Annotated in this window: 22 protein-coding genes and 1 tRNA gene; 7 read left to right on the top strand and 16 right to left on the bottom strand. The window is 66.5% G+C overall.

Annotated features, from left to right (window positions below; genetic code table 11):
* Positions 1 to 37: 37 nt before the first annotated feature.
* The 10 genes from AAF604_15735 to AAF604_15690 form a co-directional block, all read right to left on the bottom strand.
* A complete protein-coding gene (locus AAF604_15735; GenBank protein MEM7051120.1) occupies positions 38 to 973 on the bottom strand; it encodes a Brp/Blh family beta-carotene 15,15'-dioxygenase in 936 nt (311 codons plus the stop codon).
* Positions 966 to 2,138 (bottom strand): lycopene cyclase family protein, encoded by a 1,173-nt coding sequence (locus AAF604_15730; GenBank protein MEM7051119.1) that lies wholly within the window; start codon positions 2,136 to 2,138, stop codon positions 966 to 968. The genes AAF604_15735 and AAF604_15730 overlap by 8 nt, the downstream gene beginning before the upstream one ends.
* On the bottom strand, positions 2,135 to 3,040 hold the full coding sequence (locus AAF604_15725) for a phytoene/squalene synthase family protein (GenBank protein ID MEM7051118.1): 906 nt from the start codon (positions 3,038 to 3,040) through the stop codon (positions 2,135 to 2,137). The genes AAF604_15730 and AAF604_15725 overlap by 4 nt, the downstream gene beginning before the upstream one ends.
* Positions 3,037 to 4,506 (bottom strand): phytoene desaturase family protein, encoded by a 1,470-nt coding sequence (gene crtI, locus AAF604_15720; protein ID MEM7051117.1) that lies wholly within the window; start codon positions 4,504 to 4,506, stop codon positions 3,037 to 3,039. Before crtI ends, AAF604_15725 begins: the two co-directional genes overlap by 4 nt.
* Before the next feature lie 116 nt (positions 4,507 to 4,622).
* Positions 4,623 to 5,372, bottom strand: a complete 750-nt coding sequence (locus AAF604_15715) for a bacteriorhodopsin (protein ID MEM7051116.1) — start codon at positions 5,370 to 5,372, stop codon at positions 4,623 to 4,625.
* A 57-nt stretch (positions 5,373 to 5,429) separates the two neighbouring features.
* On the bottom strand, positions 5,430 to 6,107 hold the full coding sequence (locus tag AAF604_15710) for a hypothetical protein (protein ID MEM7051115.1): 678 nt from the start codon (positions 6,105 to 6,107) through the stop codon (positions 5,430 to 5,432).
* Between the two features lie 27 nt (positions 6,108 to 6,134).
* Entirely contained in the window at positions 6,135 to 6,596 is a 462-nt protein-coding gene (locus tag AAF604_15705; protein ID MEM7051114.1) for a hypothetical protein, read from the bottom strand.
* A 1-nt stretch (position 6,597) separates the two neighbouring features.
* Complete coding sequence (locus AAF604_15700; protein ID MEM7051113.1) at positions 6,598 to 7,761, bottom strand: response regulator; 1,164 nt, start codon at positions 7,759 to 7,761, stop codon at positions 6,598 to 6,600.
* A gap of 148 nt (positions 7,762 to 7,909) precedes the next feature.
* Positions 7,910 to 9,262, bottom strand: coding sequence for a sigma-54 dependent transcriptional regulator (locus AAF604_15695; GenBank protein MEM7051112.1), 1,353 nt, complete (start codon positions 9,260 to 9,262; stop codon positions 7,910 to 7,912).
* Between the two features lie 13 nt (positions 9,263 to 9,275).
* On the bottom strand, positions 9,276 to 10,781 hold the full coding sequence (locus AAF604_15690; GenBank protein ID MEM7051111.1) for a PAS domain-containing protein: 1,506 nt from the start codon (positions 10,779 to 10,781) through the stop codon (positions 9,276 to 9,278).
* A gap of 358 nt (positions 10,782 to 11,139) precedes the next feature.
* Here AAF604_15690 and AAF604_15685 point away from each other — a divergent pair, with 358 nt between their 5' ends.
* Positions 11,140 to 11,988, top strand: a complete 849-nt coding sequence (locus AAF604_15685; GenBank protein ID MEM7051110.1) for a hypothetical protein — start codon at positions 11,140 to 11,142, stop codon at positions 11,986 to 11,988.
* A 7-nt stretch (positions 11,989 to 11,995) separates the two neighbouring features.
* Here AAF604_15685 and AAF604_15680 read toward each other — a convergent pair whose 3' ends face one another.
* Positions 11,996 to 13,105, bottom strand: coding sequence for a serine hydrolase domain-containing protein (locus AAF604_15680; protein ID MEM7051109.1), 1,110 nt, complete (start codon positions 13,103 to 13,105; stop codon positions 11,996 to 11,998).
* Between the two features lie 372 nt (positions 13,106 to 13,477).
* Here AAF604_15680 and AAF604_15675 point away from each other — a divergent pair, with 372 nt between their 5' ends.
* The gene (locus tag AAF604_15675) at positions 13,478 to 13,987 is read left to right on the top strand and encodes a DinB family protein (GenBank protein MEM7051108.1); all 510 of its coding nucleotides are present in this window, start codon (positions 13,478 to 13,480) and stop codon (positions 13,985 to 13,987) included.
* 19 nt (positions 13,988 to 14,006) lie between these two features.
* Here the strand turns inward: AAF604_15675 and AAF604_15670 are convergent, their stop codons facing one another.
* The 3 genes from AAF604_15670 to tkt all read right to left on the bottom strand — a co-directional run bounded on the left by AAF604_15670 (position 14,007) and on the right by tkt (position 19,119).
* The gene (locus AAF604_15670) at positions 14,007 to 16,319 is read right to left on the bottom strand and encodes an acyl-CoA dehydrogenase (protein MEM7051107.1); all 2,313 of its coding nucleotides are present in this window, start codon (positions 16,317 to 16,319) and stop codon (positions 14,007 to 14,009) included.
* A 114-nt stretch (positions 16,320 to 16,433) separates the two neighbouring features.
* On the bottom strand, positions 16,434 to 17,066 hold the full coding sequence (locus AAF604_15665) for an MOSC domain-containing protein (GenBank protein ID MEM7051106.1): 633 nt from the start codon (positions 17,064 to 17,066) through the stop codon (positions 16,434 to 16,436).
* A 13-nt stretch (positions 17,067 to 17,079) separates the two neighbouring features.
* A complete protein-coding gene (tkt, locus tag AAF604_15660; protein ID MEM7051105.1) occupies positions 17,080 to 19,119 on the bottom strand; it encodes a transketolase in 2,040 nt (679 codons plus the stop codon).
* Between the two features lie 107 nt (positions 19,120 to 19,226).
* On the opposite strand from tkt, the gene AAF604_15655 reads away from it, so the two are divergent.
* Both AAF604_15655 and AAF604_15650 read left to right on the top strand, forming a co-directional pair.
* Positions 19,227 to 19,318 (top strand) — tRNA-Ser (locus tag AAF604_15655).
* 320 nt (positions 19,319 to 19,638) lie between these two features.
* Positions 19,639 to 19,947, top strand: coding sequence for a hypothetical protein (locus AAF604_15650; protein MEM7051104.1), 309 nt, complete (start codon positions 19,639 to 19,641; stop codon positions 19,945 to 19,947).
* Between the two features lie 246 nt (positions 19,948 to 20,193).
* On the opposite strand, the gene AAF604_15645 is transcribed toward AAF604_15650, so the two are convergent.
* Entirely contained in the window at positions 20,194 to 20,646 is a 453-nt protein-coding gene (locus tag AAF604_15645) for a hypothetical protein (GenBank protein ID MEM7051103.1), read from the bottom strand.
* Positions 20,647 to 20,804: 158 nt separating this feature from the next.
* Between AAF604_15645 and AAF604_15640 the strand changes: the two genes are divergently transcribed.
* On the top strand, positions 20,805 to 22,229 hold the full coding sequence (locus tag AAF604_15640) for a hypothetical protein (protein MEM7051102.1): 1,425 nt from the start codon (positions 20,805 to 20,807) through the stop codon (positions 22,227 to 22,229).
* 294 nt (positions 22,230 to 22,523) lie between these two features.
* On the opposite strand, the gene AAF604_15635 is transcribed toward AAF604_15640, so the two are convergent.
* Entirely contained in the window at positions 22,524 to 24,317 is a 1,794-nt protein-coding gene (locus AAF604_15635; GenBank protein ID MEM7051101.1) for a carboxypeptidase-like regulatory domain-containing protein, read from the bottom strand.
* Between the two features lie 477 nt (positions 24,318 to 24,794).
* On the opposite strand from AAF604_15635, the gene AAF604_15630 reads away from it, so the two are divergent.
* A complete protein-coding gene (locus AAF604_15630; protein ID MEM7051100.1) occupies positions 24,795 to 25,796 on the top strand; it encodes a hypothetical protein in 1,002 nt (333 codons plus the stop codon).
* On the top strand, positions 25,793 to 26,152 hold a 360-nt coding region (locus AAF604_15625; GenBank protein MEM7051099.1), incomplete at its 3' end, for a hypothetical protein. The genes AAF604_15630 and AAF604_15625, both read left to right, overlap by 4 nt.

The raw sequence follows: 26,152 nt of genomic DNA, 5'->3' as shown, positions 1-26,152 counted from the left end.
AATCAGACAGCAAGACGATGGCGATTCGAGGCGCGGCTCATCCCGCCGCCTCGCGCCCGGAAGCGCGGTCCGCATGCCACCAGAGGAGGAGGAGCATGTGGGGCACGGTGAGCGCCGCCAGGCCCCAGAAGACCAGCCGCAGAACCGCTTCCGAGAGCTGCAGGTCAGCCGTCAGGGCCGGCCCGGCCAGCAAGGCCAGACCCACCGTGGCGAGGGTCAGGGGCGCCGCTTGGAAGACCAACCAGCGGCCGGGACGAGCCGCCTGCGCCGCCGGCACCTCGGAACGCAGCTCGAGAAGGTGTCGCAACGAGTGGATGCCACAGAAGTAGATCGCGAAGGCCATCAGGGGCGGAAGCCGGGCAAACAGCACCACCAGCCCGACGAGAGTCGCCAAGGAGAGGCCCTGGGCGCGATCGATCCGGTACAGCAGGCCCCGGTGGTGCCAAAGAACGGCCGCGGACCAGAGAAGCAGTGCGGGGAGCGCCGCTCCCCGCACGATCGACTCCAAACCTCCCTCATCACCTCCAACCACGAGCAAATCGAAAACCGCCGCCACCTCCGCGGGATGGAACCAGCAGGGCAAAATCACCGGCGCCCCGCCCCAGGCCATCACGGCCGCCGGGGAAGGCTTCTCGCCGTCGGACGCATCGCCTCCGAAGTGGACGACGGATAGCGCCAGAAAGGCCAGCAGGGTCACTGCCGGCAACCAGATCCATGCCGCGAGGGCCACCGCCGCGAGGCCGAGGTAGGCGAGCAGAAAGAGCGGTAGCCAAGCCCGCCCCCAGCGCGGCACGAGGGCGGGCCGAGCGACCAGATGATCGAGCGCACCGTGGGGCAAGCCGAGGCAAACCACCCCGATCGCCAGCACGGCGACCTGCACGTTCTCCGGCACCGTCGGCACCGCAAAGGCCATCCCCCAGGGCAACAAGGCCGAGAACTGCCGGTGAGTCCCGAGGACCGTGGCATCAGCCATGGTGGGTCACCCAGCGCAGGGCTTGGCCGAGCATCGGTCGCTTCGGCAAGGCTCGCATCGCCGCCCAGCGATCGGCGAAGGAACCGCCGCCGGCGAGGAACCGACTGAGGGCGTCCGGCCGGGTGTGCTCGAAGAGCGCCCGGAAGAGCTGCGGCATACGGCGAGGGTGACGCCGCAGGTAGGCCAGGAAGAGCGTGTCCATCCAGCGGTCGAGGCCGGAGATGGGCGATGGCATCGAGATCTCCGGCAGCTCGTCCGAACGGCGCAGGAGCTGCTGGGCGAGGCGGTCGCACTGGCGCTGAATCTGAAGGAAGGCGTAGCCGGTGGCGGGACGCACCGCGCCGCCGCGGGTCCCGAGCGGCAACACCCGCCCCCGCACCGGCCGCCGCGCGAGGCCCGGATCCATCGGGATCGCTCCCGACTCGCGGCGCACGATCTCGAACTCGGTCAATCCATAGCGGACCTCGAGATAGCGCCGCAGGTGATCCTCGTGGATCGGCTCCGGAGCGCCCTCGGGCGCGATCCAGGTGTCTTCGACCAGGGCTTCGAAGAGGGAGTCGGGCAGAACGTAGAAGAAGTGCAGACCCTCCGCCCGAGGATCCTCCTGGAAGTCCATCAACGTCACCGCCCGGGGATCGAAACAAGGGTTCTCGGAACGCACCTGCCAGCCCGCGAAGCGTTGCTCGAGGGCGCCCGATCGCGACGACGGCGGACGGCTGTCGAAGACCAGCGACGCCGTCAGCTCGCCAGCGGAAGTGGTGACGCTAACCTCGCCGTCCTGCTCAGCCACCCGTTCGGCCCGCGCCCCCAGAACGAGCTCGACATTCGAGCTGTCAGCGAGCAGGTCGAGGGCCGCGCCGTAGAACGCTTCCGCCGGCACCCGCTCGTAGGGCTGCCTTTGGGAGCCGCGCTCGAGCTCTCCCCAGGAGCCGGCAACCCGCCAGCGGTGCCAGCGGCGATCCACCAGGTGCTCGAAGCGGTGCGACTCGAGATTCCAGAAGCACCAGGTGCGGTCGGCGCGATAGGTCTCCCGCGGCTCGACGATGGCGATCCGCCGCGTCGGACCGAGACCATCGACGAGGCGCCAGGCCAGGCTGAGACCGGCCAAGCCACCGCCGAGGATGACGATGTCGAACCTCTCGCCGGTGGCCTGCACCGGGTTCATGGCAGCCCGCCGGAGAGGCGCGCCAGGGGCGCATGGAGGCACGCTTCGTGACGGCCGCCGGCGGGCAGGCGAGGCAGTGCCGCCAGGGCTCGGGCCGAGTGCCACAGGCGGCGACCCTTCCCGACCCGCGCGCGCCGGCGCCAGTAGGCCCGCCGGCCGCCCAGACGAATCTCGTTTCCAATCGCCTCGTAGACCCGGCTCGCCACCAGCACCGCCGGCCGACTGCGTGCCGGCAGCAGCGCCACACCCCGATCGGCGCTGCGATAGTGCTGATCCGCCAGCGCCAGGGCCGCCAACACCTGCTCGTAGGCCGCCTCGCGAGCCGCCGGGCGGCCGGCCAGCAGGTCGCCGGCCTCGACTCCCGGCGGCAGCGGCAGGTAAATGCGACCACGCTCGGCATCCTCGAGCACGTCGCGAGCGATGTTGGTGAGCTGCATCGCAATGCCGAGATCGATGGCGAAGGGCACCGCGCGGGCGTTGCGGCAGCCGAGGATGGGGCACATCATCTCGCCGACGGTGCCGGCCACGCGATAGGCGTAGCGCACCAGCTCGCCGCGAGTCCGCACCCGCACCGACCCCAAGTCTTCGAGCATGCCATCGAGGAGGGCAATCGCCGGCTCGACGCCGAATCCGTAGCGCTCGGCCAGCGCCAGCAGGACCGCTCCTTCCGGATGACCGTCATCGCCCCGCCGCAGGGCCCGCCGCAAAGCCTCGAGGCGGAACCCGGCCGCCGCCGGATCCCCTCCTTCATCGGCCCAATCGTCGACCGTGCGACAGAAGCCATAGAGGCGCGCGATATCGCGCTGCTGCTCCGCCGGCAGCAGCATGCCGGCCCAGGCGAAGGTCGATCCCCGTCGCCGCATGAGCTGCTGGGCCGTCAGGCTCTGCATCGTCGTCGTCATGCCGCCACTCCCTCCCGCGCCAACACGTTGCTGAGCACCTTGGCCGACGACAGCACTCCCGGCACTCCCGCGCCGGGATGGGTGCCGGCGCCGACGAAGTAGAGATCCCGAATGTCGGCGCAGCGGTTGTGAAAGCGGAACCAGGCCGATTGCCGCAGCACCGGCTGGGCCGAGAAACCGGCACCGCGCACGCTCAGCAGCTCGTCGCGGAAGTAGCGCGGCGTGACGTGGAAGGCGGTCACCAGGTGTCGCCGGAGATCCGGCAACAGTCGAGCTTCGAGATGCCGCAGGATGCTCTCCTGGTACTGCGGGCCGACCGTTTGCCAATCGATGTCGGCACTGAGATTGGGTACCGGCGAGAGCACATAGAAACCGTCCTGACCGGCCGGCGCCAATCCCGGATCGGTCGCCGTCGGACGGTGCAGATAAAGGCTGAAATCGGAAGCCAGGGTGCGGCGCTCGAAGATGTCCGCCAGCAGACCCTCGAAGCGCGGTCCGAACAGAATGGTGTGGTGCGCGACCTCCGGGTAGACCCGATCGGTGCCGAAGTAGAGCACGAAGAGACCCATCGAGTACTGCAAGCGCTCGAGTCGACGATCGCTCCAGCGGCGGCGGACTTCGGGGCCCAAGAGATGCTTGTAAACGAAGGCCGGATCGCCGGCCGAGATCACTCGCGCCGCCGCGATGCGCTCGCCGGAAGCCAATCGCACGCCCTGGGCCCGGCCGTCCGTCACCTCGATCTCGTCGACGGTGGTGGCCAGCCGCACCTCGACGCCGACCTCGGCGAGCAACCGGCCGAGGGCCGCCACCAGGGCTCCGGTACCGCCGATGGGGAAGTGCACACCCCACTGCCGCTCGAGGTAGTGGATCAGACTGTAGATGCTGGTGGTGGTGAAGGGATTGCCTCCGACCAGCAACGGGTGAAGGCTGAAGGCTTGACGCAACAGAGGGTGCCGGAGGTGCTTGGCGACCAGCGCCGAGACCGAGCGATCGGCCCGCAGGCGCATCAGGTCGGGCACGACCCGCAGCATGTCCCAGGGCGAGCCGAAGGGTTGGTCGGCGAGCTCCGTGAATCCTTTGTCGAAGAGACGCCGGGAGTGCGCCAGCAAGCGCCGGTAGCCGTCTTGGTCGGCAGGCTCGAAGCGAGCGATCTCGGCGAGGGTGTCCTCCAAGGTCCCGCCATAGTCGAAATGGCGACCGTCCGGAAACAGCATGCGGTACCAAGGCTCGACAGGCACCATCTCGACGTAATCCTCGATCCGCTTGTCGAACAGCTCGAAGAGCTCTTCGAAGAGAAAGGGGGCCGTGATCACCGTCGGCCCGGCATCGAACGTGAAGCCGTCGCGCTCGAACACCCGCGCCCGGCCGCCGAGCTGGTCGAGGCGCTCGATCAGGACGACGGCATGGCCGGCGGCACGCAGGCGAAGAGCCGCCGCCATGCCGCCGAAGCCACCACCGATGACCACCGAGGGCCGCTCTTCGCCCGCCGCCGAGGCGGAGCGAAAAGAAGACCGGAAGGCGCGGCGGCTCTCAATCGCCGCGCCTTCCGAACAGGGAGCCGAAGCTCCTCCATCAAAGACCCTCACAGGTCAGCGATCGCCTTACGGATGGACTGGTCGCGGGACACCTGGCGCACGGCGAAGACGGCCACCAGACCGAAGCCCACCTTGGTGACGACGTCGGCGACGTTGTAGATCAGCTCGCGCAGCATCTGGCCCTCGGGGCCGATGCCGAACATCGACATCAGGTAACCGATCGGGTAGATCGACCAACCGATGGCGATGAAGAGCTTGAGGCGCGAGAGGCCGTCCTGAATCGGCTTCAGCTTGTCGCGCGCGGCGGTGGTCACCACCGAGTAGAGCAAGTAGACGATGAAGGCGAAGGCCGCCGACGAAGCGATGAACATGCCAACGCCCATGCCGGAGAAGTTGCCACCGGCCTGGTTGATCGCCTGCTCACCGGCATAGCCGCAGATGATCATCACCAGGTCGGCGAAGATCAAAGTCACCAGCAGCGGCCGGCGATCCTCATCGAAGCCCAGCAAAGTCGGGAACTTGGTCAGGATCAACGGTGTCGTGATCAACCAGTCGAGGTAGCGAAACTCGGTCGGGAAATTGAGAATCGACTCGATCGAACCGTCGCGCCCCACCATGTCCTGCATCACCCAGTAGTTCAGCGCCGCGATAAAGCAGACGATGCCGGCCGTGGTCGCCGTCGAGCGGTACTCCTCCAAGAGCGAGCTGCGCTCCATGAAGAAGTAGATCGTTCCGGACGCCAAACACAGAAAAGAAATCCAATAAAAGTACTGCGTAATTAGGGCGAGAGTATTCACATTTCCTCCTTCTCGTCTTCCCTCGAAAAAATCGCACCCGTCGACCCTTGAATCGGCTTAATCACTGCCTTCCGCAAGGATCGTCATCAATGTCTCCAAGAAGCGATCGGCCTCCGCCGCTCCACCGTAGGAATCGGCCACACTGCGCAAGCGACTCGCCAGCATCGTCAGCTCGGCGACCGACTTGCACGCTCTGACTTTGGGAGAGATCAGATCGGCATCGCGACCGAAGAAGTCTCGAACCTCTCCCATCATGCGGCTCTGCAAATTCTTGATGCGTTCCGCACTAGCCTTCGAAGCGGCCTCCGGCGCACTGGCAGCGGCGGCAGCCGGGGCTGACGCAGGGGGCGGGGCCGGCGTCGCGGCCACTGGCGGTGGGGTCGGCGTCGGCGGTGGAGTCGGAGCCGGGGCCGACGCGGCCGCGCTACGACCTTCACCGCCGGTCAGAACGTCCTCCAGATAGGGGAAGAGCTCCTCTCCATCGGCCGCGGCAGGTCGCTCCGGCTCGGCCATCGCCTGCGGCGAGTTGGTCGTGATCAAACCCTCGAAGAGCAGATCTCTCAGGGTCGGACGCACGTCCCCCAGGGTCGGCATCAGCAACCCCAGATCTCCCACCGTGCGGTTGCCATCGATCAGCAGGAGGAGCTGGCGTACCTGAGTTCCCAAGCGCCGAACATCCTGTTCGAGCTCGGCCATACCCTTCCCGGTCTTGCGAAAAACGACGGACGCATCCATGGCGTTCCCTCCTCGAAAACCCTGCCCCTACGGCGAGGGCTCGAAACGATCAGACGAAGCGATGGAGCGCTGCCCGGGGGGGCCGCTGAGGGCCACCGCCAGGGTCGACGTACGCTCGATCTGCTCCCAAACTTCTTCGGCCCGCCCGCGGCCGTCGGTCACCAAGAAAATCACTCGCCGCCCGGAGCCCATGCTGCGCAGGAAGAGCCGACGCCCTCCGACCGAGGTCACCAGCTTGCGCACCGATTCCTGGCGATCGCGCCGGGTATCGAGCTCCTGCCGCACGTGGGCCAGCAACAGCGATTTACCGACCTTGAGCAACAGGTCGATGGCGAGGGCCGCGGTTTCGACGGTGCTGGCCTCGCCGGCGCTCGAGCGTCGTTCGGCGTGGGCCAACAGCGTTCCCGTGGCGGGTTCGAGCATGCCGACCGCCCGCGAACCCGGGACTTCGGCCTGGAGCAATCGACAGAGCTCGTTGAGAGAAGTCATCTCAGACCTCCAGCAAGGCCTGCCGCACAGCGGCGCCATTGGCACGGAAAGACAGCAAGCCGGTGGGTCCCCCGGCTCGCTGAGCGAAGACCACCGCCAGACTCTGGTCGAGATCCCAGCCGAGAACCCACCCGAGATCCGGCTCGACCCCTTCGAGGGAGCCGCTGCGGGCTTCCGGATCGACCTGGGCGGCGGCGTGGACGAGATCGAGGGCCCAGTCACCGAAGCCCTCCGCCGCCGATCCCTCGCCATGGAGAACGGAGGAGCTGCCATCGATGGTCGACACCGCCAGCAGCCAACAGGCCGGGGGTAGCTGGCGCGCCACCACACAGCGTTGCCAACGCCCGGCGGCCAGCAGATTGGGTGTCGAAACTCGCGAATCGTCGGTCGGCCCCTCGGCGAGCTCGTCCTGCGGCCCTTCCGAGGCGGCCGCCTCCGCGGCAGCACCCTCTTCCGTCCCAGCCTGCGGGCTCGCTTTCAGGCCGGCGGACTGCTCGTCGAGACTGGTGAGGCTGTCGAGCACCAGCCGGTCGATGGGCTCCTCGATGGTGCGGACCGGTGCCTGCTCTCCCAGACGCATGCGGAACTCGCCGCGCTGCCAACTGAGGATCTCCCGGAAGGCCTCCGCACCGGAGAGCTCGCCGAGCACACAGTGCACCAGCTGTCCGCCTTCGAACCACACGGTGCCACTGGTTTCCCCGTGCAGGACCGAGATCGCTCCGGTCTCCCGCGACAGGGCGACGATCTGAATCAGGTCGCTGAACAGCGGCAGCGACACTTCGCCGAAGAAGCGCTGCTCGGCGGCCAGCACCGAGTCGACGTGATCGAGAAGCTGGCGGTAATCGAAAGGCTTTTCGAGAAACTCGACCGATCCCTGGCCGCCGGCGAGCTTGCGCACCGGATCGGCACCGTAGGCGGAGACCACCAGGATTTTCATCTCCGGGGATCGCTCGCGCGCCAGCATCACCATTTCCAGACCGTTGATCGACGGCATGCGGACATCGGTGATCAAGAGGTCGGGAGGATTGGCGTTGATCGCCTGCAGGGCCTCCACGGGATCCGAAAAACCGAGGAAATCCACCTCCGGCCGCTCGCGGCGAAAATGTCGCGAGGTCGTCCAGACCAGATCGGCTTCGTCGTCCACCATGACGACACGGGCGCTCATGGCAACCCTTTAGAGCAAGGTAGGTGCCAACCCAGGAGCGCCCATATTCCGGGGCTTTTCGCAGCTCTCGCCGGTCAGAAGAGGTTCACTGGTCGATTTTCGACCGGTCGATTCTGAACCAGTTGGACGCCAGGGAGACCCGCCCGGGCTAGGAATCGGTGCTTTTGAGGTGACGGCGCAGGGTGCCGCGGGTGATTCCGAGGCGTTCCGCCGCATGGGTGAGATTTCCACCGGCCTGCTCGAAGACGGCGCGCACGTGGGCCCGCACCACCTCGTCGAGGCGCTCGACTCCAGGAGGCAAGTTCGGCAGCGTGGGCTGCTGTGCCGGGGTCGTCAAGGCGCTGGCCACCTCCAAGGGCAGATTGCCGGCCACCAACTCACCGTCCGGCGACAGCACGATGGCGCGCTCGATGACATTGCGCAGCTCGCGTACGTTGCCCGGCCAGGGATAGGCCTTCAGACAAGCCATCGCCTCGTCGCCGATACGCACCTCGCCGCGACCCAGCTCGCGACCCAGGCGAGTCGCGAAAGCAACGGCCAAGAGCGGAATGTCTTCGAGCCGCTCGCGCAGCGGCGGTAGGCGAATCTCGAGGATGCGAAGGCGATGGTAGAGATCCTGCCGAAAGCTGCCGCGCTCGACCTCGACGGCGAGATCGCGATGGGTCGCCGAGATCAGACGAAAATCGCAGCGCACCTCGCGCTCGCCACCCAAACGACGGAAGGGATGGCCCTCCAGCACCCGCAGCAGCTTGGGCTGCAGCTCCGCCGACAGCTCGCCGATCTCGTCGAGGAACAGGCTGCCGCCGGTGGCGAGCTCGAAGAGTCCGCGCCGCACGCCTCGGGCGCCGGTGAAGGCGCCGGCCTCGTGACCGTAGAGCTCGGACTCCAAGAGGCTGCCCGGAAAGGCGCCGGCGTTGACCGAGATCATCGGCCCATCGGCGCGCTCGCCCCAGGAATGCAGCAGACGCGCGGCGAGCTCTTTGCCGGTGCCCGACTCGCCGGTGAGCAAGACCGGCGTCTTCGGCGCCCGGGCCGCCGCCCGCAGGGCATCCAGCGCCTGGACAAAGGCCGGCGCGTCGCCCAAGGCGCGCTCCCCCTCCCCGGAACCGCGGTCGAGGGTCTCCACTCGCCGGCGCAGCGAGCCGCGCTCGTCGGCCCGCGCCACGGCGTGGCGCAGCATCTCCGCCGACACCGGCTTGGTGAGGTAGTCGGCGGCCCCCAGGCGCAAAGCCCGCACGGCGGTCTCGGCATCGTCCCGACCGGTGAAGACCACCACCTGCAGGGTCGAATCGAGGGCCAGCAGGCGCTCGAGAACCTCGAAGCCGTCGAGATCCGGCAGCCCGAGGTCGAGCAACACCAGATCGACCAAACTCGAGGAAGCCATCGCCAAGGCCTCGGTGCCGTCGGCGGCCCACTGCAGCCGGTGACCGGCCTTGACCAGCAAGCGCTCGACGGCAAAGGCCAGATCCGTGTCGTCCTCGACCAGCAGAACCAGACTCATGGCAGCCCGCCGCTCAAGCCGGCGCCTCCGGTAACAGAAGGCGGAAACGAGTGCCCTGACCGGGATGGGACTCCACCAGCAGATCGCCCCGGTTCTCGTGGGTCAGGCGCAAGGCGATGGCGAGCCCCAATCCGGCGCCCCGCGGCTTGGTGGAGAAGAAGGGATCGAAGATCTTCTCGAGGATTTCGGGCGCCATGCCGGCACCGCGGTCGACCACCTCCACGGCCACCATGGCGGACTCCTCCTTGGCACGCGACGACTCGATTCGCACCAGCGACGGATCGCGCACCACGTCGAGGGCGTTCTCGACCAAGATGACCAGCACCTCGACGATTTGAGCCGGATCCACCAGCACCGCGGGCAGCTCTCGACCGATCACCAGGGCCGGCCGCCCACCGGAGTCGCCCCAACGCGGCTCGAGGACTCCCATCAGATCGTCGAGGAGGCGCGCCACCGACACCGGCCGGCGGCTGGTGCCTTCGTCATGGGTGAAGCGAAGGGACCGCCGCACCAGGCCCTCGACGCGCTCCACCAGGGCTACCGTGCGTTCACCGTACTCGCGCCGCGAGTCGTCGGGATCGAGCTCTTCGATCAACGCCTCGGCCAAAGAACGAATGGCGGCGAGGGGATTGCGCACCTGGTGCGCGAAGCCGGCCGCCATCTGGCCGAGGGACGAGAGCCGTTTGAGCTCGCGCATCTCCCCTTCGACCTTCTTGAGGCTCTCGAGCTCGCGGAACAGCAGGAGCTGGAATGACCTGTCTCCCGGCCCCCCTTGCGCCCGCTGGAGCGAAAACCCGGCATTGAGCAGACTGCCGTCTTCGAGCACCAGGCAGCTATCGAGGCGTTGCTCGCGGCTGTCGGCACGCAGCGGAAAGGCGGCGCGCAACGCTTCGCCACCGGTGTAGAGGTCCGAGAAACGGCGCCCACGGACGGCTTCGAAGCTCACCCTGAGGAGCTCACAGGCGGTTCGGTTGAGATAGGAGATGACCCCTCGCTGATCGGTCAGCACCACCCCGAAGCGCACCTCGCCGAGGATGGTCTCCATCGGCTCGACCATGCTGCGCAGGGAATCGTGGCGGCTGCGGCCCTGGGCGAGCTCCTCCTCGAGGCGGTCGGCCCGCACCTCGAGCTCGCGCGAGCGCACCTCGGCGGTGACGTCCTTCTGAACTCCGATGAAGTGGGTCACCTCACCGGCCGGATCGCGAATCGGGGTCAATCGCAGCTCGTTCCAGAACAGCCCACCCTGCTTGCGGTAATTGACCAGGGTGGTGGTCAGGGCCCGACCCTCGCGCAGCGCCGAACGCAGCGCCGCGATCTGGCGCGGATCGGTTTCGGGCCCCTGCAGGAAACGGCAGTTCCGGCCCACCACCTCGGTGGCACCGTAGCCGGTGATGCGCTCGAAGGCGCCATTGGCGTAGATCAGCGGTAGGTCCGGTTGGCGAGCATCGGCGACCGTGATGCCGCTGCCGACATCATCGAGAACCGGAGCCACCAGGGCCAGGAACGACTGTGAATCCAAGCCGCCCTCCTCGATATTCATAGAATCATGGTCACTTGAGCGCAGCGACTCACATACCAAGGCGCGGACCGGGCCGAAAACGTCGCAGGTCCGAAAGCGACGGCGGCCTGCCGACGTCCATCCCGGCGATTGTAGCGGTAGCCGCCGAAGTCCGCGGTTCGATCCCTGCCGAGCTCGACTCCTGTAGGACTCGCGACGCCCTTGCTCGGTGAAACTTCTTTCCCGACTCCAACGCCTGATCGTCGCAACGGTCTCCTGTCCGAGGGAGAGCCCTTGTCCGGCTGCGGGCGGGCGCTCCGTTCTCTCTGATGAAGCCTCCTGTCCCAAGGATGGCGACTCGATTTCTGGAGGAATGCTGATGAAACACCCTCTCTTCACCCTGGCCGTCGTCGGCCTCAGTCTCGTCTTGGTGGCTCCCCTCGCGGCCCAGCCGGTTCTCGAGCTCGTCGATGCCGAGGACACCCCCCGGCGCGCTTCGGCCCACCAATCGGTGCGCCTGTGCTTCGTCGGCGCCGTGCTCTCCGGCGATCCGACGATCTACTGGAGCTTCAACCGCAACGGCAAGGAGCTCGGCGGCCAGCCCGGCTTCGCCGATGGCACGACCCAGACCTGCTTCACCATTCCCGCGGTAGCCGAGGCCGGCAAGTGGATCAACTGCCAGAAGCCCAAAGAGGCCTTCCACGAGGTCTACAACGTCACCGCCAAGATCGACACCGCCGGAGCCCCGGCGGGCGACGCCGCCCACCGCTACGCCGGGCAAACCAGCGAGATTCGCTGGGCCATCGACCGCGAGGTGACCGAGTTCGAAGAGCGTCCCACCGAATGCGCCGGCGACTGGACCTGGACTTTCAAGGCGGGGGTCCTGAAATGCCAGAAGCTGCCCTTTCCGGTGGCCCTGCCGGGCTTCTCGGAGCCGGTGGCGGTGAGCAACGACGGCCTGCGCATGGAGGTCACCGGCTCGCGCAGCGGCGAGCAGCTCGTCCTGCTCCGCGAAGCGGACGTCAAAGTCGGAAGCACCTATCTGCCGCACTTCGAGGGCTACCAGAACATGTCCCGCCTGCTCGGCGAGGGCGGCCCGGCGATCCGCGCCAAGTACGAGATCAACCTCGTCGACGACGACTGGATGGAGGGCAAGCTGACCGTCGACAAGGCCCGCTACCAGGGCGACGTCTGCTCGATCGAGTGGTTCTACGAGGTGAAGCGATAGAACCGAATCAACCGGCGTGGGCGGCCAACAGCGCGCGGTAGAACTCGACGATCGGTGGCCGGTCGTCGATCAGGTCGAGGGCGTCGAGCATCGCCAGCATGCCGCTGGCCCCGTTGGCGAAGGCGATGGCGCCGTCACCGGTCCGCGGATCGATGTAGCCGATGGCGTGCTCCTCGGCGTCGTTGCCACCGTGCCAGACCAGCTTGCGATCAGGCCACTCGAAGACCAGCCAGCCGAGGCCGAAGCCATGACTCGTCGGGCAGCTCCAGACCGCCGTCGGGACACACTGCCAGTGGGGATGGCCGGAGGCGTCCGATTGCAGGCTCTGCTTGTCGCGCTCGAGGCCGGTGGCCGGCTCGACCAGCGTCGCGAGGAGCTTGGCGTAGTCCTCGATGGTGGTGAAGAAGTCGTCGGCGGCATTCGCCGCCCCCGGCGCTTGGACATTGGGCTCGACGACGGAGCCATCGGCCGGCCGCGGCACCACCAGTCGATCCTCGAGCTCCGGCCGCGCCACCACCAGCGAGGCCGTCATACCCAGAGGCTCGAAGACGTGCTCGCGCACCTGCTCCTCGAAGGGGCGGCCGAGCTTCGCCTCGACGAAGCGGCGCAGGTACTGGAAGCCCTCGCCGGAGTACCCGAAGACTGATCCGGGATCCTGGTCGAAGGCCAGCTTGCCGTCCTCGGCCTGGTAGCGCCAGTTGGGGAAGCCGGTGCGGTGAGTGAGCACCAGCCGGGGCGTGAGCGTTCGATGGCGCGGATCGTCGGCGACGTCCGGATCGACCCAGGTCGGCGCCAGCGCTTCGTCGAGGTCGATCTCGCCCGCCGCCACCAGCGCCAGCACCGTCTCCGCCGTGACCGCCTTCGACACCGAGGCGGTGTTGAACATCGACTGGCGAGACGCCGGCACCCCCGGCGCCTGCTCACCGAAGTATCCGCTCCACACCAGCTCGCCGCCTCGCAGGACGCCGAGCCCGAGGGTCGCCGTCGCATGCTCTTCGAGTAGCCCCGTCAGGTACTCCTCATCGAAGGAGAGCACCTCCGGTGCCGGATTCCGCTCCTCCACCACTCCGCCACAAGCCGCCAGCACGAGACCCACGCACACCCAAAACTGCCTCATCCCATCCCTCCTCGATCGCTGCCCTGGCCCCTCGACCCTTCCTGCTGAGTCGACCCTACGGGCTCGGAGCGAGTCGAGTTTCCCGGCTGGCCGTCCTCGGTCGCCAGCCGCAAGCACCGGCGGCAGAGACAACCCGCCGTGGGCTCGGGCGCTTCGAGCACCGCTTCGGCAAAACACCAGCAGCTCTCATCGCCGGCAGTGACGGCACAGCGGAAGCGCCTACCGCAGCGATCACAGCGGACATTGTGGCGCCGTGAAGAAACCTCCGAATCGTCCCTTAGAATCGCCATCGGCTCACCGCCCACGGCAGCGAGCCGTCCGCCGCCGCACCGGCACCCCGAGAGTTGGTACCAACCGAATAGGAGCCCACCGATGGCCATGATGGACCTGTTGATCGTCGAGCTGCAACACGAGGCCAGCGCCACCCGCCGAGTTCTGGAATCCCTGCCGGCCGAGCAGTTCGGCTGGAAGCCCCACGACAAGTCGATGGAGGCGGGGCGCCTGGCCGGCCACATCGCCGAGATTCCGGGCTGGGGACCGGACATCCTGCAGGCGGACCATTGGGACCTCGGGGCGCCCGATGGCTACAACGCCTTCGTGCCGAGCAGCCAGGACGAGCTCCTCGACGGCCACGAGAAGGCCGTCGCCGTCTTTCTCGGCTCCGCCCAGGGGGTGAGTGACGAGATGCTGGCCCAGCTGTGGCAGCTCCGGATGGGCGGCAAGGTGGTCTCCGAGTCGCCCCGCGGCGGTGTGGTGCGCTCCTTCGTGCTCAATCACATCGTTCACCATCGGGCTCAGCTCGGCGTCTACCTGCGGCTGCTCGGCATTCCGGTGCCTTCCGTCTACGGCCCGTCAGCGGACGACCCCGGAGCCATGGGATAGGAGGCGGAGCCCTATCGACTCAGTCGGCGAGGGCGATCGGCGCCGCCAGCACCGCATCCGGAATACCGAAAGCGTCGACCAGCGGCACCGCCTGCTGGCGCGCCTCGGCGCACAGCCGGTTGACCAGGTTGCGAATCGCCTTCGCCTTGCCGGCCTCGAAGTAGCCCTGCTCCAAGAACCAACCGCGATCCGCCTCCAGCCGACAGAGCGCGAAGAGGTCGCAGAGCAGGGCGAGCACCTGCCGCTGGCGCTCGTCTTCGGTGGCCTCGACGGCGGCGGCGAAGCGCTCCAAGAGCACCCGCTCGGTGTGGGCCTTGGCCATCGACACCAGGTGGTCCTGGCACTCGATCAACGCCTGCTGGCTCTCCATGCCACCGTCGAGGCGCTTCTTGAGGCGCATTGCCACCGTCGAGAGCAGGTGGTCTTCGCGCCAACGGAAAGCTCCCTGCTGGAAGTCGCGATTGCGCAGGTGGTCCTCGTCCGTCAGGCGGGTCACCACCGGGTTGAGCTCGGCGACGTTGGTCGCCACCCGTCCCACCAGGTAGCGCGCCAAACCCAGGGTGTTCATGCTGCCGAACATGTGCCGATAGCCGCCGAGCAGGCTCTTGGCGAGGAGCTGCAGCAGCACCGTGTTGTCGCCCTCGAAGGTGGTGAAGATGTCGGAATCGGCCTTCAGATCGGCGAAGCGGTTGACCGCCAGATAGCCCTGACCACCGCAGGCCTCGCGGCAGGTCTGCAGCGTCTCCGTGGCATACCAGGTGGCGAAGGCCTTGAGACCCGCCGCCAGCGACTCGACAGCGCGCCGGTCTTCCACTTCCGAGTCGGCGAACTCCTCGACCAGATGGTCGAGTCCAAAGTGGCAGGCATAGGCGGTGGCGAGCAGCGGCATCAAGCGGCGCTGATGGGTGCGGTAGTCGAGCAGCTTGATCTCGGCCTCCCCGGGCGCCCCGAACTGGCGGCGACGCTCGCCGTAGCGCACCGCGATGGCGAGGCCGACCTTGGCCGCCGAGAGCGCCGCCCGCGCCACGCTCACCCGCCCCCCGACGAGGGTTCCGAGCATGGTGAAAAAGCGCTTCGACGGACTGACGATGGGACTGGTGTACTCGCCGGCGGCGGACACCTGGGCGAAGCGGTCGAGGAGATCCTGCCGCGGCACTCGCACGTGGTCGAACATCAGGCGACCGTTGTCGACGCCGTTGAGGCCCAGCTTCTCGCCGCAGTCGCTGATCGTGACGCCCGGCATCGGCCGTCCTTCAGAGTCCCGAATCGGTACCACGAAGGCGTGCACCCCGTAGCCTTCGCCGTCGATCTCGAGCTGCGCGAAAACCGTCGCCAGGCGACCGTGGGCAGCGGCGTTACCGATGTAGTCCTTGCGCGCCGACGGCGTCGGGCTGTGCAGGTCGAAGCTGTCCGTGGCGCGATCGAAACGCGCCACCGTTTCGAGATCGGCGACGTTCGAGCCATGGCCGGTCTCGGTCATCGCAAAACAACCGGGAAGCTCCAAGCTGGCGGCTTCCGGCAGATAGCGCTGGTGATGCTGGTCGGTCCCGAGCTGGTGAATCGAGCCGGCGAAGAGGCCGAACTGCACCCCAAACTTGACCACCAGGCTGAGGTCGTGAGTGGCGAGGGTTTCGAACACTGCCACGAAGGACCGGATGTCGTCCGCTCCGCCCACCGACTCGGGCAAACCGAGGGCGCCGTAACCGCGGCCGGCGAGGGTGCGGCAGCGCTCCAGGATCCACTCCCGGTAGTCCTCCTTGAGAGCTCCTACCGGCGGCTTCATCTCCGCTGTCGCCAGCAGCGCGCGAACCTCCTCGCGCAGGCGGTGACGGTCGCCGTCGAGGCGACGGGTCAGGGCGGCGATGTCGAAGCTCGCCGCCGGCTCGGCCGCCGCCGGCGCCGGCCGCTCGGCGATCAGGATGTGGCGCGAGACCTCGGCCCCGGGCAGGCCGAGGGCCTTCTCGACCTTTTCGAGGGCTTCGCGCTCGGCCGGCACCGGATCGTGACCGCTGTGGCGGGCGAGGTCGCCGCCGAGCTCCGCCAGGGAGCGACGCTCACTCCGAGAAAGCGACGCCGCCTGCCGCCGGATGGCGCCCAGGAGCTGTTGCAGCTCCTGCGCCGTGGGTGGTTGATCGGGATTGAGCCAGCGCTCGAAGACATCGTGGCAGCAGCGCTCGAGGCCGGCCACGTCCACCGCCTGGCGACCGATCGAGGCGATCTCCTCGGAGCTCAGCTCACCATCGGCCCAGGCGACATAGAACAGCGGCAGAAAGGCGACCAGCTTGGGGTCGTCGAGGGCGGGATCGGACAGCGTCGGAGAGTCGATGGCCATGGCGTGCTCCTCTCGGCATGATGGTCCTGCGAATCATCCCACAGGGCCGCGAGAACGGGGGCGCGGGACCGGCGTCGCCATAGCCGGCGGCGAGCCGCAAACGGCGGCCCCGACTCAGAGCCGCGTCAGCAGGCGTTGGCGCCAGCCTTCGGCCAGCGCCTCGACGGCCACGGCGCGACGGGCGCCTGCGCGATCGTCGCGCTCGAAATGAGTGACCCGCAACAGCTCGACGATGGTCAGGCCGGCAGGATCGACCGACACCGGCTCGATGACGTCGCCGGCGGCGAGCTCGCCTTCCTCCAGCACCCGCAGGTAGAAGCCCACCCGTCCACTGGCGAGAAACGGCTTCAACAGGTCGCGACGACCGGTCTTCGCCGCCAGCTTCGAGCACGGCTCGCGCGGCTCCGACACCTGCAGGAGGGTCGTCCCGATACGAAACGAGTCACCGATGCGGACCTCCCGCTCGTCGAGCCCCTCGGTGGTGAGGTTCTCACCGAAGTACCCCGGCGGCAGATCGTCCACTGCGAGAAACTCCTGCCAGTGGGCGTAGTGCTCCCAAGGGTAGGCGTAGACCGCCTTGGTCGGTCCTCCGTGGTACCGCAGGTCGGCCTGGCCATCGCCTTCGAGGTGCAGGGGATGCACCCTCACCGGCCCTGCCACGGGTTCCTTGAAGATGGCGGTGCGCACCGTACGCCCGCCCATTTCGACCATCCGCGGCAGCGAGACATTGACCGAGCGAACCCGCACGACGAGTCTCCTTCTAGCCGGCGAGGTCGAGCAGGAAGCGCACTCGACGGACCACCTCGGCGACGGTGAAGCCGTAGGCCTCCGCCAGGTCGCCGGCGGGCGCCGAAGCACCGAAGCGGTCGACCGACAGCACGTCTCCGTCGATGCCGACATACTTGTGCCAACCCAGGCTGCTGGCGGCTTCGATGGCGAGCCGTGCCGTGATCTGCCGCGGCAACACGCTGTCGCGATAGCTCGCCTCCTGGCGATCGAAGATCTCCCAGCACGGCAGGCTGACCACCCGCACCGGAATACCCTCGCGGGCGAGCTCGCGGTATGAAGCCAGCGCCAGGCTGACCTCCGAACCGGTGGCGATCAGCAGCGCGCGCGGTGCCTGGCCGTGCTCCGGATCGGCCAAGACGTAGCCCCCCTGAAGCGCTCCGTCGCGGCCCAGATCCACCAGCTCGTCGGAGATCGGCAGCTTCTGGCGGGTCAGCGCCAGCACCGTCGGACCGTCTCGCTTCTCGAGGGCGAGGCGCCAGGCGCCGGCGGTCTCGTTGGCGTCGGCCGGCCGGATGACGTTGACGTTGGGAATCGCCCGCAAGGCGGCGAGCTGGCCCACCGGCTGGTGGGTCGGCCCGTCCTCGCCGAGGAAGATCGAGTCGTGGGTGAACACGAAGACCCCGGGAATCCCCATCAGCGCCGCCAGCCGAGTGGGCGGTCGCATGTAGTCCGAGAAAATCAAGAAGGTGCCGCCGTAGGGGATGAACAGCTTCGACAGCGCCATGCCGTTCATGATCGCGCCCATGGCGTGCTCGCGGACTCCGAAGTGCAGGTTGCGACCGGCACGATCGTCGCGCGAGTAGACGGCAGCGTCGTTGATCCAGGTGTTGTTCGAGCCGGTGAGATCCGCCGAGCCGCCCATCAACTGCGGCACCTGCGGAGCCAACGCATTGAGCACCGCCCCGGAAGCCTTGCGCGTCGCCAGCGGCCCGTCCTCGGGGTGGAACTCGGGCAGCGCCTTCCACAGCTCATCGGGAAACTCGCCCGCCAGACGCGCCTCGATCTCGGCGGCGGGCTCCCCATGGGCGGCGCGATAGCGCTCGAACATCTTGCGCCACTCGGCCGACAGACCGGCGCCCCTCTCGGCGGCGGCGCGGAAGGGCTGCCGGGCCTCCTCCGGAACATGGAAGGTCGGCTCCTGCGGCCAACCGAGTGCTTCCTTGGTGAGTCGCGCCTCCTCCGCCCCCAGGGCCTCGCCATGGGCCTTCGAAGTGTTCTCGCGGTTCGGGCTGCCGAAGCCGATGCGGGTGCGGGTCACGATCAGCGTCGGCCGCTCGGCCTCGCCGCGAGCGCTCTTGATGGCGCGATCGATCGCCACCAGGTCATTGCCGTCGTCGACCCGCTCGATGTGCCAGCCAAAGCTCTCGAAGCGCTGGGCGACGTCCTCCGAGAAGGCCAGGTTCGTCGAGCCATCGATGGTGATCTCGTTGGCGTCATAGAAGACGTTGAGCTTGCCGAGGCCCCAGTGGCCGGCCAGCGACGCCGCCTCCGAAGCGATGCCCTCCATCAGATCGCCATCGCTCGCCAGCACCCAGGTGCGGTGATCGAACACCGGAAAATCGGGCCGATTGAAGCGCGCCGCCAGGTGCGACTCGGCCAGCGCCATGCCGACGGCGTTGGCGAAGCCCTGTCCCAAGGGTCCGGTGGTGGTCTCGATACCCGGTGCGTGGCCGTACTCCGGATGGCCGGCGGTCTTCGAGCCGAGCTGGCGGAAGTTCCTCAGCTCCGCCATCGGCAGGTCGTAGCCCGACAGGTGGAGCAACCCGTAGAGCAGCGCCGAGGCGTGGCCACAGGAGAGCACGAAGCGGTCGCGATTGAGCCACTCCGGCTCCGCCGGATCGTGCCGCAGGTGGCGCGTCCACAGCCAATAGGCCAGCGCCGCCTGCCCCATCGGCGCCCCAGGGTGACCGCAGCCGGCGGCCTCGACCATGTCGACGGCCAGGAAGCGGAGAGAGTTGATCGCAAGAAGATCCACGGACGCGGTCGGGGCCGCGGCGGAGGCTTCATTCATCGGCTTCGGGTCCTCTGGGTCGGTGGATGGACGGCCGCTAGTCTACCCCGATCCCGAAGCCTTTGACCTGCCCCCGGCCGGTGCGTAGAATACCCGTCCTGCCCCGCGGAGAGGTGCCGGAGTGGTCGAACGGGGCTGCCTGCTAAGCAGTTGTCCGGGGTAACCTGGACCGAGGGTTCGAATCCCTCCCTCTCCGCCATTTCGCTTCGCTCAAGTCGGTTCGGTCGGGATTCGGTCAGCCATAGTTCGGCTGAAGCAGCCGAACTATGGCTGGGCGAATCGCTGACGCTCTCTGGAGCTTCTACCCCAGTTGGGCTGGGCGAATCGCTGACGCTCTCTGGAGCTTCTACCCCAGTTGGGCTGGGCGAATCGCTGACGCTCTCCCAGATCTCTCCCCGAGCTATGGCTAGGTGAATCGCTGGCCTTGGTGTTCGCTAGCCTGTTCCCGATGAGAGATATCAATTATATTTGGTTATGTGAATTTCAGGATCAAAAATCTTTAGCCATTGGGGGAAGATTATGACCTCTCGGACTCGGTTGTTTGGATGGACTGCGTTGGTGGCCTTGGCGCTGTTGGCTGGTGGGCCGTTGGCTGTTGAGAGCGGTGCCTCGAGCTGTACCGGTGTTCTCTATGACTTCTACGCGACCTCAGCTTGCGTGGTGCTGGTCGGAACGAAGGTGAGCTGCCCCGGTTTTCCGGACGAGTGGGACGTGGGTCCCGACGGGAATCAGGTTCAAACGCCTTACTTCACCACCCAGTCGGTGACCTGCCCGTGCAGCGGTGGTGGTGGCCTTGGAGATGGTGAGCGGACGGAGGACGAGGGCTAGGGCAACTCTGGTTTCCAGTCCATGAAGTGACCCGCTGTCTCCCAGCGGGTGTCGTACTCGGGCCAAGCCCGTCGAAGCCTGCTTCGGCGGGCGGCTCTCGATGCAGTCCCGGCTCATTCCCACCGAGCAGGGGGAGGCACGCGCCGGCCTGGCGGCCGATCTGGATCTTCACGCTCTGAATCCGATCGCCCCCTGTCGAGCAGTCCTGGCACCTTGTCGACCGGTCGGAGAAGAACAAGCTCTCGATCACCCAGGGACCTTCCGGTGCCCTCTTGAGTACTCGAAGCACCGCCCCCGGATCCGCAAACCTTTTGCCTCGACCTCGTAGCCGTCGAGGCTGTTGATCACGTACCTACTCTGGGCCCCGAACGGGAAGACGGTCGACAAGAGCTCGCGGCCGAGGTGGTCGATGACCTCGGAGAGGTGGCCTGGATAGCTCCGAAGGACTTCTTCGAGGACCGGGTACCCGATCTCGCTGAGCTTGGAGGGCTCGAAGGGATCGTCCTCTTGGAGCTCGCGAAGGAGGCGAGCGTAGCTGGCCTCGAGAGCGCTGAGAACGGACTGACCGGAAATCCAGGCTTGGTATGGATGGACGGAGATCTCGCCGTGGTCGAAGCGGCCGAAGTTGAGCCCGTCGTTGGTGCCCACCGCGGAGGCGGAAACTGGCTGTCCGTTGATCTCGATTCTGTTGCTGTGCATTGGCTCGGACCTTCGTCGTCGCAGTCAGCTCCCGAGGCTGTTCCGGAGCTCGACTGACCTCCCGGGGCCGGCGGATTCTCGGTCGATGACCAGCTCTCGAAGCAAGAGTCTGCAGATCCCATAATGTCAGATCAGCATCAGTGATATGGTCCAATGCCATGAAATTTCATGCCATCAAAACATCCCTCTCCGTCACTGGTCTCGCCTTGCCTGCCCTCGATTCGTCGGATGCCGACCGCGCCTCGCCTCGGCCAACCCGCTCTCGAGGCTTCCGCATCATCCTCTCACTGCTGTCTTTGGCCTTCCTGGCTCTGACGATCGAAGGCACGAGCTTCCTCGGCTGGGCCGTCATGGAAGGCAGCGCTTTCACCTACGGTCGAGCCGCGGCCCTGCGAGCGGCCGTCGGCGCCGAGCCGGCGCCCGAGGTGGAGATCAAGGAACGGTCGCCAGTGCTCGCCAAGATGCGGATGGGTGGGCAGGTGGTCCATCCCTTTCTCGGCTTCGTCTACAGCACCGATTTGAACGAGGAGCCGGAGCGCCAGGACTCCCACGTGGTGGTGGGAGAAGACGGCTTCTGGCGCTATCGCCACCAGACGGACATTCCGGACCACGCCGTGCGGGTGAGTGTCTTCGGCGGATCCGTGGCCTTCGGATTCAGCTTCGGCGGGCGTAAAATCCTGACCCAGGAGCTGTCTCGGGCGATCGGACGGGAGGTGCGGATCAGCAGCCATGCTCAACCCGGCTTCAAGCAGCCCCAGCAGCTCATGACCCTGGCCTGGCTGATGAGCCATGACGAGACTCCCGACATCGTCATCAACCTCGATGGCTTCAACGATGTCGCCCTGCCGATGGCGGAGAACCTCCCCGCCGGGACCTACCCTTTCTTCCCTCGCGCCTGGGAGCACTTCGTACGCAGCGTTCCCGATCTCGAACGCCAAACCTTGGCGGGCGAGAGAGCCTTCCACCACAACCGAAGACTGCGGCTCGCCGAACGAACGGCGAGCTCACCGCTGCGCTGGAGCGTCAGCCACAATCTCCTCTGGCGCTGGCGCGACCGGCGAATCCAGAGCGACTCTTACCAAGCTCAGCAGAAGCTTCTCGCACTGCAGAAGGCCAATCGCTCATACGTCGCCTCGGGTCCAGCCTACTCGTTCCCGAACCGCGACCATGCGCTACGGGCCGCGGTGGGATTCTGGGCCCAGTCCTCCGAAGTCATGCACGGATTGGCGACTTCCGCCGGCAGTCGCTACTACCATTTGCTCCAACCCAATCAATATGTCGCGGATTCGAAACCGATGTCCGCCGCCGAAAGGCAAACGGCCATCGATGCACGAAATCTCTACATGGAACCAGCGCAGACGGGTTACCCACTCCTCCAGGCCGAAGGCGCCCGACTCCGCGACGACGGCATTCCCTTCTTCGACCTCACCCTCGCCTTTCGACAGGTTCAGGAGCCTCTCTACATCGACAGCTGCTGCCACTTCAATCAGCTAGGCAATGAAGTACTGGCACGGGAGGTCGCCCGGATCATCGTCGAAGACCTGCGGAAGAACCCGCTGCCCCTGCGCAACCGAGCCGCCTGAAGCGGCCTCGGACACATCAACAAATCCCATATCCAACCCGACCTTCTCACCAGACCTTCGAGAGACAGCTCGTAGCTTGCGGACGATAAGCGGAGATCTGGTGAGAAGGCCGGACTAGCCCGGCCTTCTCACGAGGTTTCCTGGCGAGAGGCCGTAGGTTCCTGAAGATGCAAGGCATCCGTCGCTGCCACGACGCAGCCGTACTCGATGTACTGCGAGGAGAGCAGGCGACGGATAACGCAGCAGATTCGGGGACATACGGACGCGCAGCGGAAAGCTCGTGAGAAGGCCGGGCTAGAAGTGCCCTCGGGACGCTTTCATCTCCAGCGTTCGAAGCTGGCCACCCTCGAGCTCGACGAGCCCGACCAACGCCTTTCCGTTCGGAGTCTCGGTGCGCACTTCCCACCGTCCCGACGGCAGGTTGCCGAGGGTGGCCTTGCCACGCAGAAGGTGATGGCCGGCGGTGGTGATCGTCTGGGGAGTCTCACCATCCAGGCGCTCGACCAAGACATGGGCGTAGGCGGTGTTGGCGAGGGCCGGCGCTTCGATCTGCAGCCGGGATTCGGCCTGCAGGCTGATGCGGGGCGCCGGGCCGGGGACTTCCACCCGGGCTTCGGCCCAGGCGGTGGATTCGCCAGAGAGTGCGAGGGTCCAGGTTCCGGCCGGAACGTCGGCGAGGGGCACTCTGCCCCCGGAAGAGACCGCAACCCGAGCCGTGTAGACGGTCTCACCGTTTTCGCCCAAAAGAAGCAGTTGCAGACCACGGGTGTCCGGAACCTCGGCGAGATCGACCTGAATCTCGAAGTCGATTCCGGCCGGACGCTGAAGCTCGATCTGTCGTTTGTCGCCAGCGGCGAGCTGGATTGTTCCGCTGGCGGCCGGGAAGCCGTTCCGGAGGCTCGCAATCCGGTAGGCGCCGGGGGGAATCCGGGTGATCAGGAACTCTCCCTCAGGACTGATGTAGGTGACACCGAATTGGCGCCCCCGTTGCCCGCGGTCGAGCGGATGAATCATCAGCACCGCCCTCTCGGCCCGACCGGTCCAGGGAGCTTCCGAGATCTTGCCTTCGAGAAAGGCGGCAGCGACATCGAGGTCGATCTCGCGATCGCCGGTCACGGTGATCTCCCGCTGGTGGAAGTCGAGGGGCATGCCGAACTGGACCCGCAACACGTACCGCCCAGGCTCGAGGCCACGCAGCCGGAAGGAGCCATCGAGGCCGGCTTCGACCTGCGGCGCCATCGCCACGGTCAAACCGTCGAGGCGAACCGTCGCCCCGGCGAAGGGACGACCGTTGGCCCGCACGACGCCGCGCAGCTCGAATCCCCCACCCAGCTTCAAGTTCACGCGATAGGGGCTTCCCCCCTCGACCACCTCGAGCTCGCGCGACCAACTGGTGCCGGTCGCACGATCCCGAGCATCGATGCGCCATTTGCCGGGAATCAAGCCCTCCAGGTGGAAGGTCCCCTTCTGGGGTTCGACAACCGACGAGGAGCTCAGGTTTCTCGAATCATCGAGCAGTACGGCTCGGACCTCGGCCCTCTCCAGATCGGGCGAAGACAAGCCGAGGATCCGACCAAAGAGCTCTTCGCCGCGGTACTTCCGCACCGTCATGCCATAGAGCGGCGAGCCTCGAGCGGAGAACTCGAAGGTCACCGGACCGCCCACCAGCTCATAGCCCTCCTTCCGAATCGAGAGACGGTAGGAGCCCGGGGTCTGCCAGGGGTAGGAGAAGCCTCCCCGCGGCCCCGGCTTTTCCCACTGGGTTGCGCTCCCCGCTGGGTCGAGACGCTCGAGGATGACGTTGACGCCGATCGCCGGGTCTCCGTTCGGAGACTTCACGTAGCCCCGGATTCGGCGATCGAGATCGAGGATCAGCTCCAGGTCGCCGCCGAGCCGCGCCGCCGCGTCGAGCACCGTGACGGCTTCCCCGAAGTCGGGGTGCTCAGCCCAAACGGTGATGGTGCCTTCGGGCACGCCCTCGAGCATGAACCGGCCCTCGGCATCGGTGCCGATCAAGGGCCGATGGATCTGAACCGTGGGTGGGTCGAGTGCGAAGTCGGGCCCCGCGTCGCCTACCGAAACTGCCACGGCGGCGGCCTCAACGGGATCTCCCGCGAGTGAAAGAACTCGCCCCGAGAGCGAGGTCTCGCTCGCACCCATCGCAGCGCCAGCGCACACCATCGAGGACACAAGGACCGTCGTCAGCGAAATGCCCCATTGGGGCAACTTGTCACCGAACATTCAGCACCTCCGTCTAGCGTTTTATCGACCGACTCGCCAAGGCCAAGCCGCACGCGCCGTCCCTAGACCATACGAGCCATCTCGATCGGCATTCCTACGCCCTGGCCTCGCGAACTGAAGATGAGTCGATCTCATCATCTAGTCCTCATCTCTCCTCGACAGCTTGCCAAGACTTGCCATCCATGGCCTGTCTCCCAGACCCGCTCCGCACCCGTTTTTCGCTCCTAGAGTTTCCGCAGCGGGCTCGGCGCCCGCGACAGAACGCACTGAGGATCCGCCTTCCTCTCAAGGTCGCCGGATCGAAAGTCAACCTGGGAGAACAGTATGAGTTTCCGAAGCAAGCGACTCGCCATCGCCGCGGCTTTCTTCGCGACGACATTCCTCACGGCAACGATCAGTGCCGAAACCGAGGTCTCGTTCCCTCACCCATTGTCGGACTCCGGCGAACCCGGGGGACTCCTCCCCCAAGGCGAGGACGACATCCGCCGCACCGCCGAAGCGGTCTTCGGCTTCGCCTTGAGCGAGGAGCAGCTCGACCGCACCCGCCACTGGAGAACGACGGACCTCACCTGGTGGACAGACCCGGCGCGCGAACAGATGGCTCAGCAGACCACCGCCAAAATCTATCGACTCAGCGGTCTGCATTTCAATTTCGGCGCCACCCAGAACGCTCTCAGGAGCTCGTCAGCGCTCTTCGGAGTCGAAGTCCAGGCCCCGGACAGCGGCGAGAATCGCACCCTCGTCCTTTCGCTCGATCCGAGAATGCGACCTGACCTGGTGTCTTACAAGAGGACCCTTCTCAGCCTCTTGGAGAGCTTCTACCAAGCGACCAACGACAGCGGCGAGCCCGACATCGGGCTGTTCCTGGAGCTCTTTCCGGCGATGGTCCGTCCGCTCTTCCAGGAGCCAGAGAACCCCTTGACAGCGGCAGCGTTCCTGCAGGAAGTCGAAGCAGGGCTCGAGCACTATGAGCGGCTTCTCGAAACCCATCGCGATCAGATCGTTGTCCCCATCCTCCAGGCCCATGGCCTCAACCACGGGGCAACCTTCGACCTCGACGCCTACGAAGAGCTCGAGATCTCGGACGAGATCGCACACACCGCAGCCCTCAATGCGGCCATCGACGAGCTTCGACGACGACTATGGCGCTATGACTATCCCGGTGACCTCACGCCCTTCGAGGCGCTCCTGAAATCAGTGGTCGAGAAGTTCCTCCCGCTATCCCCGACCACTCTCCTGGTCATGAACCGATCGGCGCGCATCGAGGCTGCAACGGCACTCAAGAGAGCTTTTGTCAACGCAGCCCGGGAAGGTCATACACCATGAGGCGCTCAACAAAGACCCGCCTTTCGACCCTTCTTTTTCTGATCGCCACGGCGGCACAGGCCAGCTATGTCGAGGTCAAACCACTCGCCATCAAGGTCACCGCCGATGAGCAACTGGAAGACGACTACGGCGCGGCGACCACTTACAATGCCTATACCGCGGAGATCAAGGGGTTTCCATTCAACGTCCCGCGTTGGCTCCGCATGGCGAGCGGAGGTATATTGGTACCTCCCGATAACAAAGAAGCGATCGTGAGTGCCGTGAGAGCGCTTTGTGCACAGGCCGAAAAGGGTGAAGCACTTTCGAGGGCAGCCAGGAAGAAGGTAGAAGCTTTTGACTGGGAAATTGTGAAACAT

The organism is Acidobacteriota bacterium (genome assembly GCA_039028635.1).
GTDB lineage: Bacteria > Acidobacteriota > Thermoanaerobaculia > Multivoradales > JBCCEF01 > JBCCEF01.
This window is presented reverse-complemented; position numbering and strand designations above follow the sequence as displayed.